At 72.3% G+C, this 20,012-nt stretch carries 14 protein-coding genes and 1 tRNA gene; 8 read left to right on the top strand and 7 right to left on the bottom strand.

Features of this window, described 5'->3' with window-relative positions; all coding sequences use genetic code 11:
• The 3 genes from MHY49_RS02750 to MHY49_RS02740 form a co-directional block, all read left to right on the top strand.
• A partial coding sequence (locus tag MHY49_RS02750) for an HAD family phosphatase (RefSeq protein WP_239202399.1) occupies positions 1–755 on the top strand: 755 nt, incomplete at its 5' end.
• 163 nt (positions 756–918) lie between these two features.
• Complete coding sequence (locus tag MHY49_RS02745; RefSeq protein ID WP_239202398.1) at positions 919–2,910, top strand: thioredoxin-like domain-containing protein; 1,992 nt, start codon at positions 919–921, stop codon at positions 2,908–2,910.
• A gap of 110 nt (positions 2,911–3,020) precedes the next feature.
• Positions 3,021–5,759, top strand: a complete 2,739-nt coding sequence (locus MHY49_RS02740; protein ID WP_239202396.1) for a pyrophosphatase — start codon at positions 3,021–3,023, stop codon at positions 5,757–5,759.
• A 78-nt stretch (positions 5,760–5,837) separates the two neighbouring features.
• Here MHY49_RS02740 and MHY49_RS02735 read toward each other — a convergent pair whose 3' ends face one another.
• Positions 5,838–6,416 (bottom strand): TetR/AcrR family transcriptional regulator, encoded by a 579-nt coding sequence (locus MHY49_RS02735; protein WP_200502810.1) that lies wholly within the window; start codon positions 6,414–6,416, stop codon positions 5,838–5,840.
• A gap of 191 nt (positions 6,417–6,607) precedes the next feature.
• Between MHY49_RS02735 and MHY49_RS02730 the strand changes: the two genes are divergently transcribed.
• A complete protein-coding gene (locus MHY49_RS02730) occupies positions 6,608–7,042 on the top strand; it encodes a hypothetical protein (protein WP_239202394.1) in 435 nt (144 codons plus the stop codon).
• A 68-nt stretch (positions 7,043–7,110) separates the two neighbouring features.
• Complete coding sequence (locus tag MHY49_RS02725) at positions 7,111–8,544, top strand: sugar porter family MFS transporter (protein ID WP_239202392.1); 1,434 nt, start codon at positions 7,111–7,113, stop codon at positions 8,542–8,544.
• A 119-nt stretch (positions 8,545–8,663) separates the two neighbouring features.
• On the opposite strand, the gene MHY49_RS02720 is transcribed toward MHY49_RS02725, so the two are convergent.
• A tRNA-Gly gene (locus MHY49_RS02720) sits at positions 8,664–8,737 on the bottom strand.
• A 134-nt stretch (positions 8,738–8,871) separates the two neighbouring features.
• Here MHY49_RS02720 and dcd point away from each other — a divergent pair.
• The 3 genes from dcd to MHY49_RS02705 all read left to right on the top strand — a co-directional run bounded on the left by dcd (position 8,872) and on the right by MHY49_RS02705 (position 12,874).
• Positions 8,872–9,516, top strand: a complete 645-nt coding sequence (dcd, locus tag MHY49_RS02715) for a dCTP deaminase (protein WP_239202387.1) — start codon at positions 8,872–8,874, stop codon at positions 9,514–9,516.
• 31 nt (positions 9,517–9,547) lie between these two features.
• Positions 9,548–10,402, top strand: a complete 855-nt coding sequence (locus tag MHY49_RS02710; protein ID WP_239202385.1) for a hypothetical protein — start codon at positions 9,548–9,550, stop codon at positions 10,400–10,402.
• Positions 10,403–10,660: 258 nt separating this feature from the next.
• A complete protein-coding gene (locus MHY49_RS02705; RefSeq protein ID WP_239202383.1) occupies positions 10,661–12,874 on the top strand; it encodes an HNH endonuclease signature motif containing protein in 2,214 nt (737 codons plus the stop codon).
• A 63-nt stretch (positions 12,875–12,937) separates the two neighbouring features.
• Here MHY49_RS02705 and MHY49_RS02700 read toward each other — a convergent pair whose 3' ends face one another.
• The 5 genes from MHY49_RS02700 to iolD form a co-directional block, all read right to left on the bottom strand.
• A complete protein-coding gene (locus MHY49_RS02700; protein WP_370645954.1) occupies positions 12,938–14,176 on the bottom strand; it encodes a Gfo/Idh/MocA family protein in 1,239 nt (412 codons plus the stop codon).
• Positions 14,177–14,181: 5 nt separating this feature from the next.
• Positions 14,182–15,066, bottom strand: a complete 885-nt coding sequence (locus MHY49_RS02695; protein ID WP_239202381.1) for a sugar phosphate isomerase/epimerase family protein — start codon at positions 15,064–15,066, stop codon at positions 14,182–14,184.
• Between the two features lie 17 nt (positions 15,067–15,083).
• Positions 15,084–16,055 carry a TIM barrel protein gene (locus MHY49_RS02690; RefSeq protein WP_239202379.1) on the bottom strand — a complete coding sequence of 324 codons (972 nt, stop codon included), beginning with the start codon at positions 16,053–16,055 and terminating at the stop codon, positions 15,084–15,086.
• Between the two features lie 36 nt (positions 16,056–16,091).
• On the bottom strand, positions 16,092–17,585 hold the full coding sequence (locus tag MHY49_RS02685) for a CoA-acylating methylmalonate-semialdehyde dehydrogenase (protein ID WP_239202377.1): 1,494 nt from the start codon (positions 17,583–17,585) through the stop codon (positions 16,092–16,094).
• Positions 17,586–17,661: 76 nt separating this feature from the next.
• Entirely contained in the window at positions 17,662–19,599 is a 1,938-nt protein-coding gene (iolD, locus tag MHY49_RS02680) for a 3D-(3,5/4)-trihydroxycyclohexane-1,2-dione acylhydrolase (decyclizing) (RefSeq protein WP_239202376.1), read from the bottom strand.
• Positions 19,600–20,012 lie beyond the last annotated feature (413 nt).

The following is a 20,012-nucleotide window of genomic DNA, read 5'->3' as shown; positions in this document are numbered from 1 at the left end:
GGAGGACGGCGCCGTCCCCCGCAGCGCCGTCCTCCGGTGCGCCGTCGCCCGCGTCGCCGGTCCCTGCCGCGGCCGCCGCCGGCACGGCCGGCGACCGCTTCCGCGAGGCCTTCGGCGACTGGACGCCGCGCGCCGTCGTCTTCGACTGCGACGGGATGCTCCTGGACACGGAGACAGCGTGGAGCCACCGCACGCAGCCCGCGATCCTCGCCCGCTACGGCGTGGACCCGGCCGCCGCCGAGGGCGCCCTGCCGCTCGGGCTCACCGTCGAGGACGCCTCCCGGGTGATCGCCGACCTCGCGGACGCCCCCTACGAGGAGGTCCTCCACGCGACCCGCGAGCGCTTCCGCAGCGACGTCGCGGGCGACCTCGACGTCCTCCCGGGCGTGCACGAGGTCCTGGCCGCGACGAGCGCGCGGGTCCCGATCGCCTGCGCCTCGAACTCCTGGCACGAGATGCTCGAGGACAAGCTGGGCCGCGCCGGTCTGCGCGACTACTTCCGGGTGCTCGAGTCGGCCGACACCGTGGCGCGCGGCAAGCCGTTCCCGGACATGTACGAGGCGGGCGCGCGCGCCCTCGGCGCCCAGCCCGCGCAGGCCCTCGCCTTCGAGGACTCCCACACGGGCGCGCAGGCCGCGCGCTCGGCGGGCCTGCGCCTGATCACGATCCCGCAGGACGGCGAGGCCCCGCCCGCCGACCTCTCCCTGCGCACCCTCGCCGACCCCGGCCTGCTGAGCTGGATCGAGAGCTGGTGAGCCGGCCTGTCGGCGCCCTCGGCCCGACGGCCCCGTCGACCCCGTCGACCCCGTCGTCACACTCCGACGTACGCCCAGGTCGGCGCGCTCGGGGTGTGACCGACCCGTCGGCATGGCGGGCTTGACTGGCACGCGCGCCGCGGCTCGGTGTTGACTTGACCCCATGACTTCATCAGGCGAAGCGACCGACGGACCTGCCAGCAGCGACGGATCTGCCCCCGCTGCGCCCGCGGGCGGCCCCTCGTCCGGCCCCGCCGGCGGCGCGGCGCGCGACGTCCGCGTGCACGGGAGCGCCCTGCGCGGCCGCGGCTGGCTGAACACCGGCGGCGTCGAGCTGGACCTCGAGGACCTGCGCGGCAAGGTCGTCGTCCTGGACTTCTGGGCCTTCTGCTGCGTGAACTGCCTGCACGTCCTCGACGAGCTGCGTCCGATCGAGGAGAAGTGGGCCGACGAGCTCGTCGTCGTCGGCGTGCACTCCCCGAAGTTCGAGTTCGAGAAGGACGCCGACGCCCTCGCCGCGAACATCGAGCGCTACGAGATCACCCACCCGGTGCTCGACGATCCCGAGCTCAGCACCTGGAGCGAGTACGGGGCGCGCGCCTGGCCCACCCTCATCGTGCTGGACACCCACGGCCGCATCGCCGCGAACCTCTCGGGCGAGGGCCATGCGGACACCATCGACGCTCTCGCCGCGCAGCTCGTCGCCGAGGGGGAGGCCGACGGCTCCCTGCGCCGCGGCCCCGCGCCGACGGTGATCGCCGACCGCGTGCCCCAGACCCTGCGCTACCCCTCGAAGGTCGCGACCCTCGACGACGGCCGGCTCATCGTCTCCGACGCCGGCCAGCACCGCCTCGTGGTCTTCGAGCCCGACGGCTCGACCGTCTCCGAGATCATCGGGGAGGGCCGACGGGGCCGCGCCGACGGCGACGCGCCCGACGTCCTGTTCGCCGAGCCCAACGGCGTGCTCGTCCTCCCGCCGGAGGTCGCCGACGAGGCCGGCTACGAGGTCCTGGTCGCCGACAGCGCCAACCACCTCCTGCGCTCCGTGGAGCTCGGCCGCAGCCGCCTGCTGCGCTCGCGCACCACGAGCATCGTGGGCACCGTCGCGGGCGACGGCGCGCAGTGGATGCAGGGCCAGCCCCTGCCCACGGGCGAGGGCGACCCGCTCGACTTCGCGCTGTCGACGCCGTGGGACCTCACCTGGTCCCACGCCCTGGATCGCGCCGTGATCACCATGGCCGGCATCCACCAGATCTGGACGTTCGACCCGCGCACCGGCTCGCTCGCCGTGCTCGCGGGCACCACCCAGGAGGGCCTCGTCGACGGCGCCCTCGTCTCCTCCTGGTGGGCGCAGCCCTCCGGGATCGACGAGATGGACGACGGCACCCTCGCGATCGCCGACTCCGAGTCCTCCGCGATCCGCCTGCTGGACCCGCAGACCCTCACCGTGCGCACCGTCGTGGGCAAGGGCCTGTTCGACTTCGGGCACGTCGACGGCTCCGCCGACCACGCCCGCCTGCAGCATCCGCTGGGCGTGACCTCGCTGCCCGACGGCCGCCTCGCCGTCTGCGACACCTACAACGGCGCCATCCGCCTCATCGACCTCACGGGCGACGACGGCAAGGGCACCGTGGTGACCGTCGCGACCGATCTCGCCGAGCCCTCCGGCGCGGTGATCGGCGCGCCGATCGACGGCATCGGCCAGCTCATCGTCGTCGAGTCCGGCGCCCACCGCCTCACCTGGGTGCCCGTGGCCCGCGCCGCCGAGCGCGTGCTCGACGAGGGCGCGCAGCGCACCTCCCGCCCGGTCACCGAGGTGGGCCCCGGCTCCCTCACGGTGCGCGTGCTGTTCACCCCGCCGCCCGGGCACAAGCTCGACGACTCGCTGGGCCCCTCGACCCAGGTGTCGATCTCGACGACGCCCACCTCGATGCTCACCTCCGGATCGGGCACCTCGACCGCTCTCGAGCGCACGGTGGTGCTGGACCCGGCGTACTCGGACGGCGTGCTGCACGTGAACGCGCGCGCCGCCTCGTGCGACGCGGATCCGTCGGTCGAGTTCCCGGCCTGCCACATGCACCAGCAGGACTGGGGCGTCCCGATCCGCGTCGTCGACGGCGCCCCGGACGTCCTGGACCTCTCGCTGCTGGGCTGATGGACTGACCCGGTCCGGCCCAGCCCCTCCCCAGCCTCCCCAGGCACGATCCGTCAGGAACGATCCGACGGGCCCGTCCTCTCGGCCCGTCCCACCAGGCAGGAGACCCCGTGGAGTTCATCACCGACTTCGCTCTCGGAGAGGACAACGCCGTCCTGCTCCTGGTGCTCGGCGTGCTCGCCGTCGCCGCGATCGTGCTCGGCGCGATCATCCCCCCGCGCCTCGCCCATCACGGCGCGGCCGTGGCCCGGCGCCGCGCCGAGTCCCGCGCGAGCCGGAAAGGGGCGGCCCGCGCGTCCGCCGCCGGGAGCGACGCAGGGGACACCGAGAGCGCTGAGGACCTCGAGGCGCGCGAGGCGGAAGAGGGCATCGCCCCGGCCGACGAGGACGACCCCGACCTGCTCACCGAGGAGGACTCGGACACCGGCGACCCCGCGGTCGACCGCGACCTGGGCCGCCGACTGGGCTCGCTCGTCACCACGGCGACCGTCGTCGCCGGCTGGGTGGGCGTGCCCGCGGGTCTCCTGCTGCTGCTCGTCCCCGGGTCGACCGACGTGCGCATCCTGCGCATCGGCTTCTTCCTCATCGGCCTGATGGCCGGAGCGCTCGCCGCCTGGCGGGGGAGCGGGATGATGATGAGCGCCTTCGGGATCGCTCCGAGCGACCGCCCGCGCGCGATCTCCCGCTTCGGAGGCCTGTTCGTCGCGACGGCCCTGGGCATCGGCGCACTGCCCGTCGCGCTGTCCGTGTACTTCATGCGCGAGGACGCCGCCTCGCCGATCATCGCCTACGCCGCGGGCGCGGCGGTCTATGCGCTCGCCCTGCACGCGATCGCCTCCCTCGCCCACGGCACGGGGCATGCCGCGACCATGCTCGTCGGCTCCGACGAGAACGAGATCCACGCCGAGGACGAGACCAACCCCGGCGGCCCCCACCTGCGACTCGCGCAGCTGCTGCGCCGCGGCCCCGCCCGCGCGGCCACCCTGGTCGCGCTCACGGCGGCCCTCGCGGCCGCCGGCATCCGCGTCTCCGTGCCCGTCTTCGCGACGCACGGCCTGGGCATCACGATCCTCGCCCTCACGGTGGCCGTCGCGGTCGCCCTGGTCGTCGCCCTGTTCCCGCACACCGGCCGCGAGGGCCGCGAGCGCACGGCCCTGCGCGCCGGGCAGCTCGTGCCGGCCCTGCTGGGCGTCGGCGGGATGATCGCGGGCGTCGCGCTGTGGCTGCCCTCGAGCTACCAGAACCTGCGGTTCACCGCCGTGGGCATGGGCAGCTTCACCGACAAGGCGCTCACGGGGTCCGACTCGCCGGTTCCCCGCAGCGACCTGCAGAGCCAGATCACCTCGGCGATCTCCGACATGTCGCAGTGGATCACCGCGACCGACGAGTCGCACTACGCGAACACCTTCCTGGACACCCTCACCCTCTACGGCACGCACCCCAATGCGCTCGCCGCACTGGGCCTCGCCCTCGGCGCCGTGATCACGCTGCTCGCCCAGCTGCTCGCCGCGCGCGTGCTCGACCCGCACCAGGCCGCCTCGCTGCGCGCCGCCCGCAGCAGCCGCACCGGCGGCGCCCTCGGCGCGATGACGGTGCTGGGCACCGCGGCCCTCGCGGCCGCCGGCGTCCTCGCGCTCGGCGCGCTCGTGCTGGCGGTGCTCGTGGTGCTCGCCGAGGGCGTCCCGGCCCTCGCCCTCTCGCTCGTGGCCTTCGCGGGCCTCGGCGGCCTCGTGGTGATCGCCGCGAGCGCCGCCCTGCACACCTCGGGCGCCTTCGCGGATCGTCCCGGCACGGCCGAGCCCTGGCGCGACGCGAGCCGCACCGGCGGCGCGGAGACCGCCGTCGGCGTCCAGCTGGTCGCGGCCCTCGCCGCCCTGCCCTTCCTCGCCACGATCGTCACCGCGGTCGCCGGCGCCTCGCGCGCGAAGAGCGTCTGGGAGGACCGCGCCCTGCACGCGATGACGCCCGACTCGGTCGCGGTGCTCGGCGGGATCGCCCTGGGCGTGGTGACGATCGCCCTGATCGCCTCCGCACTGCTGCACGGTCTGCGCCGCCTGGGCGTCGCCGCCGTCGTCGAGACCCGCGCCGCGATCCTCGACGGCCGCGACACCATGGACTTCGACGACCTCCCGCTCACCTCGCGCCGCGCCGCCCTCGCGCCGGTCGCGATCGCCGCGCTGATGCCGGTGGTCGCGGGCTTCGGCCTGGGCCCGTCGGCTCTCCCGGCCTTCGTCGGGACCCTGGTGCTCGTGGCCCTCGCGACGGCCGTCGCCTCGACGCTCGCCGCGGGCCTCGGCACCTCCTCGGTGCGCGTCATCGAGAGCGGCCGCTACGGCGGCCCGGGCTCGTGGGGCCATTCGGGCGCACTCGGCACCACGGTGCTGATGGGCGGGCTGCGGAACGCCCTGGGCACCTTCATCTCGATGGGCGCGCTCGTCGGCTCCCTGATCGGCGTGCTCTCGGTGGCCTCGATGATCAACGCGATGATCGACGGCACCAACGAGTTCCTGCGCTGGGGCGTGGCGCTCGTGGCGCTGCTCGCGCTCGGCGCCTGCTGGCTCTACGAGATCACCGCCCCGCAGACGGACCTCGAGGACGACTTCGGGGAGAGCTCCAAGCCTCTCTTCGCCCGCGCCGAGGACGACGGGGAGGACACCGCCGACTCGACGAACCCCCTGCTCATGGACTGGGCGGATGACGACGAGGACGACGGGACCGATGCGTCCGACGGCGTCGGCGCTTCCACCGGCTCCGGCGCTTCCACCGGCTCCGCGCGAGCGGGCGCGGCGGCGGCCTCGGGCTCGTCCCGTCGGAAGAAGAAGGGACGCGGCGCGAAGAAGAAGCGCTGAGTGCGGTGCCCTGACCGGGGCGCCCTGAGCGCGGTGCCCTGACCCGAGCCCGACCCAGGCGCTCGCGCCGAGCCCGACTCAGACGCTCGCGCCGAGCGCCCTCTGGATGAAGCGCACGAGCGCGGTCTCGTCGGTCCCCGGGGGCAGGGTGCGGCCGATGAGCATCGCGTTGATGATGCGCAGGCTCGCGTCCACGTCCAGGTCGGCGCTGAAGTCGCCGGAGGCGACGCCGTCGTCCAGGATCGAGTGGAGGACCTTCTCGATGAGCACGACGTGCTCGCGCATCTTCCGGGCGATGTCCGGGTCGAGGTTCACGCGCCCGCGCGTGCTCGAGAGGTGGAAGGAGGTGCTCAGGCCCAGCTGGGTGCGCACGTAGAGCTCGATCGCCTCGACGGGCGTGGAGGCGCCCTCGATGCCCTCGCGCAGCTGGTCGAGGTAGTCGCTGGTCTCGTGCATCGTGTACTCGACCAGGAGCGTGTCCTTGTCGGGGAAGTGGTTGTACATCGCGGTGCGGCCCACACCGGCGACGGTGGCGATGCGGGAGAACGTGATGTCCTCGAAGGGCTCGGTCTCCATGAGCTCGCCGAGCGCGGAGAAGATCTTCTCGCGCGTCCGCTCGCGATGCTCCTCCAGGGAGCCTCCGATGATCTTGGGCATGGACATATTCTTGCACCGTGTCAGCTCGATCCCGGGCCCATCGGCGCACGGAGTGCACCGTGAGCCGCCCGTGAGCTCGCGGGGAGGGTCCGGTGAGCGGCCGGTGCGCTGCCGGGGAGGAGCCGTGAGCGGCGGCCATCGGGCCTCGCATCGACCGGCCATCGCGCGCCCCGCGCCGCTAGAATCGACGCGTGATCGACGTGGACATCGCCCGACGACTGCGGGACCTCGGCCTCCTCTGGGAGCCCGCCGAGGGGGACCGCTTCACCATCGACGTGCCCGACCTGCGGGAGCAGACCTTCATGCTGTCCTCGATGGTCGTCGAGCCCGGTCGCGGCCGACGCGGCGAGCCCCTCTTCACCTTCAACGGCACCACCGAGTGGGCCCTGGACTCCATCGAGGAGGACGAGGCGGTCTGGATCCCGCGCGAGGACCAGCTGCGCGAGGCCCTCGGCGAGCACTTCGCGCAGCTGCGCTGCGAGCGCTCCGCCTCCGGACACCTGGTGCACGTGGTGACGCTGTCCGGCCCCGAGGAGTCGCGCGAGATCCGCGCCCGGAAGGTCGAGGACGCCTACGCGGGCGCCCTGCTGGTCCAGCTCGAGGAGCGCGCGCACGGCATGTCCTGACAAAAGATTCCTTCTGAGGTAGTGTCGTTCCGTCTCGAAGGACGACGACGCTGTCGGAAGGACGAAACATGTCGGGTCATGGATCCCGGAGGGACCTCACCTCGGGCAAGCTCCCCGGTCGCATGCGGACGATCGCGACCATCGCGACGTTCGGCGGACTGCTCTTCGGCTACGACACCGGCGTCATCAACGGCGCCCTGCCGTCGATCCGCAGCGACCTGCAGCTGACCAGTCTCACCGAGGGGCTCGTGGCCTCGATCCTGCCCTTCGGCGCGGCCTGGGGAGCGGTGTTCGGCGGCCGGATCGCGGACCGCTTCGGCAGGCGCCCCTCGATCGTCGGCCTCGCGGTGGTCTTCGCGCTCGCCACCATCGGCTGCTCCCTCGCGCCGAGCGCGGCCGTCCTCGCGCTCTTCCGCTTCGTCCTCGGCCTCGCGGTCGGCGGCGCGTCGGCGATCGTCCCCGTCTTCCTGGCGGAGATGGCGCCGACCCATCTGCGGGGGCGCGTCGTCGCGCAGAACGAGTTCATGATCGTCACCGGGCAGGCTCTTGCGTTCATGATGAACGCCCTGCTGGCGACGCTCATGCCGGAGACCGGGCACGTCTGGCGCTACATGCTGTCGCTCGCGACGCTCCCGGCGATCGCGCTGTGGATCGGCATGCATGCGGTCCCCGAGTCGCCCCGGTGGCTCGCACGCGCGGGACTCTACGACCGCGTCCAGGAGGTGCTGCGGGACATCCGCGGCGACGCCTACAGCTCCGACGAGCTGAACGAGGTGCGCGAGCTCGCGCGGGAGGACTACCAGGCCGCATCGGGGACGCTGCGCGACATCCTCGTCAGCCCCTGGATGCGCAGGATCCTGGGCATCGGCCTCGGGATGGCGGTGATCAACCAGATCTCGGGCATCAACGCGATCCAGTACTACGGGGTCAGCGTCCTCGAGAGCGCCGGCTTCGGCGGCAACGGCGCCTTCTACGCGAACATCATCCCCGGTCTGGTGGGCGTCGGCGCGGTGGGCCTGGCGATGGTGCTGTTGCGCACCGCGCGCCGCAAGCGGATGCTCCTGACCGGGCTCGGCGGCACGATCTGCTCCCTCACGTGCTTCGCCCTGGCCTTCCAGCTGATCCCCGAGGGCAGCCCTGCGCGCCCCTTCGCGATCCTCGCGTGCATCGTGGTCTTCGTGGGCTTCATGCAGTGCTGCATCGGCACGGTCACCTGGCTCTACCTCTCGGAGATCTTCCCGCTGCGCGTGCGCGGCGCCGGGATGGGCCTGTGCACGTGGGTGCTGTGGATGTTCACGTTCCTGGTGGGCCTCACCTTCCCGGTGCTCGCCGAGGCTATCGGCGCCGGTGCCACGGTGCTCATCTTCGTTGCCCTGCAGGTGGTCGCGTTCATCTGGGTGTGGCGGGTGGCCCCGGAGACCAAGGACCGCACGCTCGAGGACATCGAGCAGGACTTCCGGCGCAGGTACGAGGACCGGCGCGAGTCCGCGACGGCGTCCTGACGCACGGCCGCGGGCTCGCCCCTGCGCTGTCCATGCTGCGGCGGGTGCTGCGGCGGGAGCGGCTGACGGCCGCCACGACGAAGGCCCCGGTGATCACTCACCGGGGCCTTCTCATCACATGGAGCGGGTGACGGGAATCGAACCCGCGCTGTCAGCTTGGGAAGCTGAAGTTCTACCATTGAACTACACCCGCGCATCCTCCTCGACCTGCGGGAACGTGCCCCTCGGCGAGTCGAACGGGGTCCAGCATAGCGTGCGATCCGCGCCGGTGCGAAACCGTCCGCGGACGCTGCCGTGCACGTCACGCTCGCCCGATAGGGTTGCCCCGTGCTGCTCAGCGACAACGACATCTGCGACCAGATCGACAGCGGTCGGGTGCGACTGGACCCGTTCGACGCCTCGATGGTCCAGCCCGCGTCCGTGGACGTGCGCATCGACCGCTTCTTCCGGCTCTTCGACAACCACAAGTACCCGATGATCGACCCGGCGGTCGAGCAGCCGGCGCTCACCCGCGAGGTCGCCGTCGACCCCGAGGAGCCCTACGTGCTGCACCCGGGGGAGTTCGTGCTCGCCTCGACGTACGAGCAGGTCACCCTCCCGGACGACATCGCCGCGCGTCTCGAGGGCAAGAGCTCCCTGGGGCGCCTGGGGCTGCTCACACATTCGACCGCGGGCTTCATCGACCCGGGCTTCACCGGCCACATCACCCTCGAGCTGTCGAACATGGCGACGCTGCCGGTGGCGCTGTGGCCGGGCATGAAGATCGGGCAGCTGTGCTTCTTCCGGCTCTCGTCGGCCTCGCAGAACCCCTACGGCAGCGAGGGCAACCTCAACCGCTACAGCGGGCAGCGCGGGCCCACCGCCTCCCGCTCGCACATGAACTTCCACCGCACGCTGATCCCCGTGGACCCGGAGAATCCGGTCGGCCCGGAGAATCCGGTGAGCACGGTGGGGCCCGACGATGGCGAGTGAGCCCGGCGCGGGGGCACCAGGCACCCGCGCGATGACCTCGCACCGGCTCCAGCTGCCCCACGGCACGCCCGCCGAGGCCGTCCTGACGATGATCCGCAACGTCGTGCCGGACGCCCGGCTCGAGGACGGGGGCATCGACATCGGCGGCGGCGCGGTCCTCGTCGAGGACGCGCGACGCCCGAGCCGCTGGACGCTGCGCACCCCGCGCGTGCGCGACAGCGAGCCCGCCGAGGACCTCCCCGACTCCCACGGCTACGGCCGCGCCTTCGCGGACGGCATGCCCTTCGGCGACGAGCGCGAGGCCCTCGATCTCGCCTGGTCGCTCGCGCGCCGGCTCGACGGCGCCGTGGTCACCGATTCGCACGCACGGCTCGAGCCGCATCCCTGTCATGTGCGGGATCTCTTCGTGACCAGCCCGAACGCACTGCTCGCGCAGGATCTCCTCGCGCTCGTGCAGTCGGTGGAGCCGGGCGCGGAGCTCGTCACCCCTCCGCCCGAGGCCGACACCACCGGGTACATGCTGCGCATCCCGATCGGCGACGCGGACGACGCGTCCGGGATCGCCACGGCGGGCGCCGGCGCGGTGCTCCTCGCTCCGTCGGCCGACGATCCGCAGGACGAGATCCTGCTGCGCGTGGGCCCGACCTCCCGGCCGACGGCGCTCGAGGCGCTGCCCTGGCTCGAGGACGCGGTCGACTACGAGATCGTGCACGAGATGCTCGACGAGCTCGATGCCGAGATCGACGTGCCCGACGATGCGACCGCCGCGCGCTGGACCGAGGTCTATCGCAGGATCGGACTGCTCGCGGGCCTGATCGTCGAGACCGTCGGCGGGTACATAGTGGACCTCGAGGGCTTCCTCGTCGATCCGGCTGACCTGGTCTGATCAGGGGACTCGGCGGAGCCGGCCCGCGCCGGAGATCCAGGCCGACGTGACCTGATCCGAGAGGGGACCGGGCGTCGGCCGGGGGCTCTGATCGCCACCGTCGCCGACGCGTCGGTGTCCTTCTCGCGCAGCCCCGTCGGCCTCCTCTCTCCGCGATCTGTCCGACGACCCCAGCACTCCAGGATGTGACGCAGTTCACAGTTTCGGCAGTCCACACGGACCCTTCGTTCGTCGGTCCCCCCGAGGAGCATGGGTGCCATGGACGACGAAGACCTCGGCGCGCACGGCGCGACCGCACCCGGGACGGACGGCACGGCCGCTCGTCCGGATGCGGCGCCCGCGCGGCCGCGAGCGTCGAGCCCGTCCTCTTCGATCAGCCTCTCGGCCGACGGGGCGGTGCTGCTCCGTCCCTCGTCGGACGGCCGGGCGATCGACGCGCGCCGCATCGACGCGCCCACCACGGACGCGCGCCGCATCGACCTGCGGGAGACGGCCTCAGCGATCGCCGACGCTGCGCTTGCTGACGCTGCGCTCGTCGGCCCGGCGCTCGACGGCTCGGGCACGCGCGAGGCCGCAGACCTCTCGCGCGTGCTCGTGGGCATCGACGAGATGCGCTCGGCTCTCGCCGCCCTCGAGATGCGCACCATGTCGGCGCTCGACGAAGCGATCCGCGCACAGGACGTGCGCGAGGGCCTTCCCGTGAAGGACCAGGGCCGACGCACTGCCGGCGAGATCCAGATGGCCTCGCGCGTCTCCCCGGCCACGGCCTCGCGGAGGCTGCGGGCAGGGCAGAGGATGTCCCGCGAGATGCCCCGCATGTTCGAGGCCCTCGCGCGCGGAACGATGCAGGCCGACGCGGGCTTCGCCATCGGCCGCTCCGTCGGGCCCGTCGAGCCCGAGCTGCGCGGCCACATCGACGAGGTGCTCGCCGAGCACCTGCCGGACCTCGACGGCTCGACCCCCGCGCGCTGGTCGCAGGAGGTCGGTGCGCTCGCGCAGAGGCTCGACCCGCGCGGCGGGCCGGAGCGCCACAGGCGTGCCGCGACGCAGCGCGGCGTCACCGTCACCCCCGGTGCACACGGCATGGGCACCGTCACCGCTGTGCTCCCCGGCCCCGACTGCGCCGCGATCCGCCGCAAGCTCGCCCTCGCCGCCGAATCCCTGCAGGTCCAGGGTGACGAGCGCACGCACGGCCAGCTCATGGCCGATCTCTTCGCCGACACCCTGCTGGGCCGCGACGAGACGATGGACCCGGTGCACTTCGCGATCAACGTGGTGATCTCCGAGCGCTCCCTGTTCACGCCCACACACGGGGAACCCGCCGTCGTCGAGGGGTACGGCCTGGTCGAGGCCACGCAGGTGCGCGACCACGTGCTCGACCAGCGCTTCCCGGAACGGCGCACCGCCTCCGGCCGGCCCCTCGCCGGCTCGGTCCATGAACAGGGAGCCGCATCGGGGCCCGAGCATGTGCACGGAGCCGTCGCAGCAGACGGAACCACGGGCCTCGGTGCTGGTCACGATCGGCACAGTCCGGGAACGATCCCACGCAGGCAAACCCTCGACATCATCGACATCATGCGCCGGGACCGTGGTGCGCCACCGCTCCTCACCGGTGAGATCAGCGCGAGCGAACCGCCGCCGCGCCCCGCCCCGGTACCCCCGAACCCGCCCTCTCCGGCAGAGGCTCGGAGCACGCCCTCGCGCGAGCAGATCGAGCACGACCTCGCGCGCTTCGAGCAGCAGATGGGCGATTCCCTGCGCCGCGTCTTCACGCACCCGACCACGGGCGAGCTGATCGCGATGGACTCCCGCTCGCGCGCTTTCCCCGAGGGCCTCAAGCTGTACATGCGGCTGCGCGATGTCAGCTGCGTGGGCCCGTACTGCGGCGCGCCGATCCGCCACGCCGACCACATCCGGCCGGTCGCCGAGGGCGGGCCGACGAGCGTCGCGAACGGTCAGGGCCTGTGCGCGCACTGCAATCTCACGAAGGAGGCGCTCGGCCGTGTCGAGCACGTGCCGTCGGCCGACGGCAGCCACCACGTGACCTGGACCAGCCGCCTGGGCGCCACGGCGACCGTCACCCCGCCGTCGCTCACCGGCCTGGCCCACGATCCCGCGAAGATCCTCGGTTCAGCGAGTGCCAGCGCCGGCGGGGGAGCGGTCGGTGACGCCGATCCGGCGGCCTGCCCCGACGCAGCGAACCCCGTGCGCAGCCGCCGCCACCTGCGGATGCTCGTCGAAGGGGAGGACCTGCCCGCGCGCGATCCCTACGCGGACCTCTCCCCGGAGGACGAGGACCGGATGACCGCCGCCGCCTTCGTGAGCTTCGGAGCCGACGACGAGGTCTTCGAGGAGTGCGGGCACGAGGGACGGCGCTTCGTCGACGAGTGCGAGATCCTCGAGGAGCTCGACCGTCTCGACGCGCTCGGCCGTCCCGACGAGGACCTCGGCGCGCTGAGGGACTCCGCCTGAATCCGAGCCCGGGACTCCACGTCCACCTCCCCGTCACCTGCACTCGTGCGCAGTCCGGCGCGATCACGCGCCCCAGGTGGGCCCCTCGACCTGCGGCACGTCGACCCAGCTGCGCGAGGACGCCGAGCGCACGATCGCCTCGGTGACCTCCGCCGCTGAGAGCCCGTCGGCCGTGTTCGGAGCGGCGCCCGAGCGGGCGCCGTCGTCGACTCCGCCGACCCCGCCGACCACATCCGTCAGGAACTGCGCGCACTCGATCGCCTTGAGGTCGTCGAAGCTCATCGGGATGCCGGGACCCGGCTGGAAGCGTCCGTAGTCGCCGTGTCCCGCGCCCGCGAGGACCGTCGTGTACCCGTGCTCGAGGCCGCCGTCGCCGATCATCACCTCGAACTCGTTCATGCGGGTGAAGGACCAGCGCGCCGACCCCTCGGTCCCGTAGACCTCGAGGGCGTAGTCGCTGCGATGCCCGCGCGCCACGCGCGAGGACTCGAGGGTCGCCCGGGTGCCGTCCGCGAGGGTCGCGAGAGCCGCCACCCAGTCCTCGTTGCCGACCGCGCCGCGCTCGGTCCCGACCTCGACGGCGCCGTGCCCCACACCGGCCGACGTCGGGATCGGACGCTCGCGCAGGAACACGTCGGTCGCGGCGCTCACCTCGGCGATGCCCTGGCCGGTCACGTACTGGACGAGGTCCGCGCCATGGCTCAGCAGATCGCCGATCACTCCCGCGCCCGCCCGGGAGCGATCGTAGCGCCAGGTCAGCGGGCCGTCGGGCGAGGAGGCGTAGTCGGCGTAGAGCCAGCAGCGCACGTTCGTGATCCGCCCCAGCCTGCCGGCGGCGACCAGGGCGCGCAGGTTCTCGACGGCCGGAGCATGCCGATAGTTGAAGCCGACCGCGGTCGCGACGCCGGCCGCGCGGGCCGCCTCGTGGATCTCGCGGCTCTGCGCCGCATCCACGCCCATCGGCTTCTCGATCCAGAACGGCTTGCCGGCACGGGCCGCCGCGAGCGCCACGTCCCGGTGCAGGAAGTTCGGCGTCGCGATCGACACCACGTCGACCTCCGGATCCGCGAGCATCTCGGCGACGTCGTCCACCGCGCGCTCGAAGCCGAACTGCGCGCGCGCCGCGCGCTGGTTGTCGGGCAGCGGGTCCGCCGCGCACACCAGGCGCGGGGCGAGGCCCAGCTCCGGATAGCGCGCGGCCAGGCCCCGGTACGAGCTCGCGTGCAGTCGGCCCATCCAGCCCAGGCCCACGACGCCCACCCCGAGGGGACGCGGGCTGCTCTCCGCGTTCGTCGTTCCCACCGCCATCACTCCCCTCCGAGCTCGGTGAGGATCCGCTCGCGCATGCGGCGGTTGATCGCGTCGGCGTCCTCCTCCCAGCCGAACACGCACACGGACACCGATCCGTCGTAGTCGCGCTCGCGCAGGGCGGAGAAGGCGTCGTCCCAGTCGATCTCGCCGTTGCCGATCTCGTTGTGCTGGTGCACGCGGGCGTCGACCCCGGGCGGGTTCACGATGTAGCGGTTGCCCACGTTCGCGGTGTGGTCGAAGACGTCGGCGATGTGCAGGTGGCGCAGGCGATCGCCCGCGTAGTCGAGCATGTCGCGCACGCTCGCGCCCGGCGCGCCCGGTGCTCCGCCGCCCAGGTGGAAGGCGTGGGGGAAGCAGAACTCGTAGTTGAACCAGTCCCGGTCCACGCCGCGCACGATCTGCACCGCGCGCTCGTTCGTCTCGGCGAAGTCGTACGGGTGCGCCTCGACCGTGCACTCGATGCCGTAGCGCTCGAAGTCGGGGATCAGCTCCTCGATGGAGCGGTAGAACTGCGACTCGCTGCGCCGCGGCTGGTTCGGGTCCCCGGAGAGCTCGGTGGCGATCATCGGCACCTCGAGGGCGTCGGCGATCTCCAGCAGCCGCCGCCAGTTGCGCACCTGCGCCTGACGCTCCTGCTCATCGGGGTTCGACCAGTCGAAGACGGGGTTGAACGTCCAGATGCGCACACCCGTGTCCTTCATCGCCTGCGCGACCTCGGCGATCTGGTGGCGGTCCACCTTCGGGTAGTGGTGCCACTCGTGGAAGTCGGCGCGCGGGGACAGCTCGATGTACCGGAAGCCGAGCTCGGCCGCCTTGTGCACCTCCTGCGCGACGGACATCTGCGGGTGGTACATGCTCGGATCCAGCAGGACCTTCACCATGGGGCGTCTCCCTCGTCTCAGGCGTGCTTCAGGCCCAGGCCACACTTGGCCAGGAACTCGCGGGTCTTCACGGCATTGGGCAGGGGCAGCGACGGATCGCAGGGGTAGAGGTCCTGCTCGCAGATCACGTAGAGGTCCCTGTCGAGCGTCGCGAGCTTCGCCACCAGGTCCTTCATGTCGGGCAGCCCGGCCGGCGGACGCACCGAGGCGCCCTTCGCCACGGCCTGCCCGAAGGGCCAGTCCTTCTCGTGCGCCTCGCGGGTGATGTCGGCGTCGAAGGCCTTGATGTGGACGTAGCCGATGCGGTCGGGGTACTCGTCGATCATCGAGATCGGGTCGCCGCCTCCGTAGACGACGTGCCCGGTGTCCAGGCAGAACGAGACCAGCTCCGGGTCCGTCGCCTCGAAGACGCGCGCGATCTCCTCGGGCGTCTCGATGTGGCTGTCGCCGTGAGGGTGCAGCACCATCGTCAGCCCGTAGTCCTCCTTGAGGATGCGGCCCAGCTCGTTGGCGTGGGTGACGTAGAGCTTCCAGGCCTCGCCCGTCAGCTGCCGGTCGTCCGTGAACTCCCAGGTCTTGTCGTCGCGGTACAGCGGGGGCAGGTGCACCATGTACTCCGCGCCGACGGCCGCGTGGGTCTCGGCGATCGCCCGGAAGGCGCGCTCCGTCTCCGGCCAGGCCTCCTCCTTGTGCAGGATGCCCCAGCCGGTGCCCGCGACCACGCGGAAGCCGTGCTCGTCCATGACGTGCTTCAGGTCGGTCGCGACCTGGGGGAAGTACCCCCAGGGGCCCGTCTCCATGACGGAGAAGCCGGCCTCGGCCATCTCCGCGAGCGCCGTGCGCCAGGGGATCTGCTTCTCGTCCTGGGGGAACCACACGCCCCACTGGTCGGGGCACACGCCGATCGTGAGGCGGTCGAACGGCGCCTCGGGATTGCGCGAGAGGTCGGCGGTCGCCGGAGCGGGCGCGGGGGAGTGCGCAGAGGTCACGGGATCATCTCCTTCGATGGGCGGCGGGAGCCGAGATCAGTCGTGCGTCGGGAAGCTCATGGACGCCTCGACGTGCTCGTCCTGGCGGGGCCAGCGCGAGGTGACCGCCTTCTGCTTCGTGTAGAACTCGAGGCCCTCGGGTCCGTGCGCGTGGTGCTCGCCGAACAGCGAGTCCTTCCAGCCGCCGAAGGAGTAGTAGCCCACCGGGGTCGGGATCGGCACGTTGATGCCGACCATGCCCACCTGGACCTCCTCCTGGTAGCGGCGCGCGTAGTGGCCGGAGCCGGTGAAGATCGCGGTGCCGTTGCCGAAGCGCGAGGAGTTCACGAGCTCGATGGCCTCGTCGAAGTTGTTCACGTGCATGACCACCAGGAGCGGCCCGAAGACCTCCTCGGTGTACGTGGGGTGGTCGGCGGGGAGGTCGGTGACGACCGTCGGCCCCACGAAGTTGCCGTTCTCGAAGCCCTCGACGACCAGGCCGCGACCGTCGACGACGATCCGTCCGCCGGCCTGCTCGGCCTCGTCGGCCATGCGGATGACCCGCTCGCGGGCGTCCTTCGTGATCACCGGCGGCATGTCGGTCGCCGGGTCGGAGCCGGGGCCGACGGTGAGCTTCGCGGCCTCGGCGGCGATCGCCTCGAGGAAGGGCTCGTGGGCGTCGCCGACGGTCACGGCGACCGGGACGGCCATGCAGCGCTCGCCCGCGGAGCCGAAGGCGCCCGAGGCGACCTGCCCGGCGGCGAACTCGACGTTCGCGTCCGGCATCACCACGGCATGGTTGTTCGCGCCGCCGAGCGCCTGCACCCGCTTGCCCGCGGCCGAGGCGGTGGCGTGCACGTGCTTCGCGATCGGGGTGGAGCCGACGAAGGACACCGCGGCGATCTGCTCGTGCGTGCACAGCGCGTCGACCGTGTCCTTGCCGCCGTGGACGACCTGGAAGACGCCGTCGGGCAGCCCGGCCTCCTGGTAGAGGCGCGCCACGATGTTCGAGGCGGAGGGGTCGCGCTCGGAGGGCTTGAGGATGAAGGCGTTGCCGGTCGCGATCGCGATCGGGTGCATCCAGAAGGGCACCATCGCCGGGAAGTTGAAGGGGGTGATGCCGGCGACGACCCCGAGCGGCTGGCGGAAGGTGAACCCGTCCACGCCGGTGGAGACGTTCTCGGAGAACCCGCCCTTGAGGTCCTGGGTGATCGAGGTGGCGAACTCGAGGGTCTCCTGGCCGCGGGCGATCTCGCCGCGGGCGTCGGCGACGGTCTTGCCGTGCTCGCGGGAGATGACCTCCGCGATCTCGTCCGTCGCGTCGATCAGCAGCTGGCGCATCCGGTACATGATCTGGGTGCGCTTGGCGAGCGAGACCTTCGCCCACTCGCGCTGGGCGGCGACGGCGACCTGCACGGCCTGGTCGACGGTGCCCGCGTCGCCCAGGTGCAGGGTCGCGATCTCCTCGTTGGTCGCCGGGTTCAGGATGGGCTGGGTCGAGCCGGTGCCCTCGGCCTCGCGGCCGTCGATCCAGTGCTTGACGTCGGTCATGGTTCCTCCGTGGTGGTCTCGGGTGGTGTGGTGATGAAGGGGGTGCTGTCGGCGGCGTGCGGGCGCGGACCGCCGGTCACAGGTAGTGGCGCTGCGGCGCCTTCTCCGCCTCGTAGCGCGCGGAGGCATCCTGCGTGGAGCTCAGGCGGGAGACCTGGGAGACGGGCACGTCCCACCAGCCGATGCCGGGCGGGTTCGGCCCGTACAGGTCGGTGTTCACGACGATCGCGGTGGCATGCTCGGAGTCCTCGGCCCGGCGGTAGGCGGCGCGGAAGTCGTCCGTCGAGGAGACCTCGCTGACCTCGATGCCGTACGAGCGGATGTTCGCGGCGATGTCCATCGGCAGCTTCGCGCCGTCGAGCAGGCCGGTCTTCTCGTTGCGCATGCGGTACTTGGTGCCGAAGCGCTGCGAGCCGTGGGACTCGGACAGGGAGCCGATCGAGGACCAGCCGTGGTTCTGCAGGATCACGAGGATGACCTTCACGTCCTCGGCGACGATCGTCGCGATCTCCTGCGGCGCCATCTGGAAGGTGCCGTCGCCGATGATCGCGACGACCTCGCTGTCCGGGGCCGCCATCTTCGCGCCCAGGGACGCGGGCAGCTCGTAGCCCATGCACGAGTAGCCGTACTCGAGGTGGTACTGCAGGGGAGTGCGGGCCCGCCACAGGGCCTGCAGGTCGCCGGGCATCGAGCCCGCGGCGTTGATGACGATGTCCTCGTCGCCCATGAGCTCGTTGAGGGCGCCGAAGATCTCGGTCTGCGCGGGCAGCTCCTGGTCGTGCGGGGCGAAGCAGGGCGCGCTGCGCTCCTCCCAGGCGGCGACGAGCTCGCGGGCCCGGTCCTGGTGCTCCTGCGGGGCGCGGTAGGCGGCGGTGTCCGCCGCGAGCCCCGCGGTGAGCGCCTCGAGGCCGGCGCGGGCGTCGGCCACGAGCATCTCCGCCGAGTGCTTGGCGGCGTCGAAGGCCTTGACGTTGAGGTTCACGAAGCGCACGTCGGGGTCGCGGAAGGCGGTGTGCGAGGCGGTCGTGAAGTCCGTGTACCGGGTGCCGACGCCGATCACGACGTCCGCCTCCGCGGCGAGCGTGTTCGCCGCGTCGTTGCCGGTCGCGCCCACGCCGCCCACGCTCGCGGGGTGGTCGGCGCTGATCGCGCCCTTGCCCGCCTGGGTATCGGCCACGGGGATGCCGGTGGCGTCGGCGAAGGCGGCCAGGGCCGCGCTCGCCTCGGAGTAGACGGCGCCGCCTCCGGCGACGACGAGCGGCCGACGGGCCGAGCGGATCACCGCGAGGGCGCGCTCGAGCGCGGCGGGCTCGGGGACGGGCCGGCCGACGTGCCAGGTGCGCTCGCGGAAGAACTCGAGCGGCCAGTCGTGGGCCTCGGCCTGGACGTCCTGGGGGAGGGCGAGGGTGACCGCGCCGGTCTCGGCCGGGTCGGTGAGCACGCGCATCGCCGCCAGCGCGCTCGGGATGAGCTGCTCGGGGCGCCAGATGCGGTCGAAGAAGCGGGAGACGGGGCGGAAGGCGTCGTTGACGGTGACGTCCATGGCGCGCTCGTCCTCGAGCTGCTGGAGCACGGGGTCCACGGCGCGGCTCGCGAAGACGTCGCTGGGCAGGATCAGCACGGGGATCCGGTCGATCGTCGCGAGCGCCGCGCCGGTGACCATGTTCGTCGATCCGGGGCCGATGGAGGCCGTGCAGGCGAGGGTCTGCAGACGGTTCTTCGTGCGCGCGTAGGCGACGGCGGCGTGCACCATGTTCTGCTCGTTGCGCGCCTGGTAGTAGGGCATCTCGGCCTCGCCGTCGGCGGGGTCGATCGCGTTCTGCAGGAGGGCCTGGCCCACGCCGGCCACGTTGCCATGGCCGAAGATCCCGAAGGTGCCCGCGATCAGCCGCTGCCGTTCGCCGTCGCGCTCCGTGTACTGGGCGGAGAGGAAGCGGACGAAGGCCTGGCCGACGGTGAGGCGGATGGTCGCGCCCGCCGGGGCTCCGCTGACGCTGTCGCTGTGCTCACTCATGCTGCCTCCGTGGACGGGACGGCCGGCCGCCCTGGGCGGTCCGGGATTCGTGCGACCGCCGGGACCGGACGACTCGGCGGTGGGTCGTGGGAACAGCATGCCGACAACCGGATGCGCATGTCAATCTTTTGTATTGACAAGCGAGATGTCGTGGCGAGTTCGAGGCGTGCAGCGACATCCGTGCCGATGAGGTGCGGAGCCCTGCTGATCGCTCGCGAACAGGCCTTCCCTGGTCGGCGGTGGCGTGCTACGGTCCTCGGCTATCGGATGCGACGAGCACTTTGACCGGACAAGGAACGTCCGGCAGGGTGGATCCGCGCACCGTGGCACCACGATTCCGCGCCGGCCCGCCGCTCGGTTCTCCTGCGCTCCGTCGGCCGGCCGTCGACGCCGAACCCTCCGCAACCACCGGA

Origin of the sequence: Brachybacterium sp. ACRRE (genome assembly GCF_022346485.1) — a bacterium.
Taxonomy (GTDB): Bacteria; Actinomycetota; Actinomycetes; order Actinomycetales; family Dermabacteraceae; genus Brachybacterium; species Brachybacterium halotolerans.
This window is presented reverse-complemented; position numbering and strand designations above follow the sequence as displayed.

Coding starts and splice junctions, on each gene's coding strand:
- MHY49_RS02745 (WP_239202398.1), top strand. CDS start 919: ATGACTTCATCAGGCGAAGCGACCGACGGACCTGCCAGCAGCGACGGA.
- MHY49_RS02735 (WP_200502810.1), bottom strand. CDS start 6,416: ATGCCCAAGATCATCGGAGGCTCCCTGGAGGAGCATCGCGAGCGGACG.
- MHY49_RS02725 (WP_239202392.1), top strand. CDS start 7,111: ATGTCGGGTCATGGATCCCGGAGGGACCTCACCTCGGGCAAGCTCCCC.
- MHY49_RS02710 (WP_239202385.1), top strand. CDS start 9,548: ATGACCTCGCACCGGCTCCAGCTGCCCCACGGCACGCCCGCCGAGGCC.
- MHY49_RS02705 (WP_239202383.1), top strand. CDS start 10,661: ATGGACGACGAAGACCTCGGCGCGCACGGCGCGACCGCACCCGGGACG.
- MHY49_RS02695 (WP_239202381.1), bottom strand. CDS start 15,066: ATGGTGAAGGTCCTGCTGGATCCGAGCATGTACCACCCGCAGATGTCC.
- MHY49_RS02685 (WP_239202377.1), bottom strand. CDS start 17,585: ATGACCGACGTCAAGCACTGGATCGACGGCCGCGAGGCCGAGGGCACC.
- iolD (WP_239202376.1), bottom strand. CDS start 19,599: ATGAGTGAGCACAGCGACAGCGTCAGCGGAGCCCCGGCGGGCGCGACC.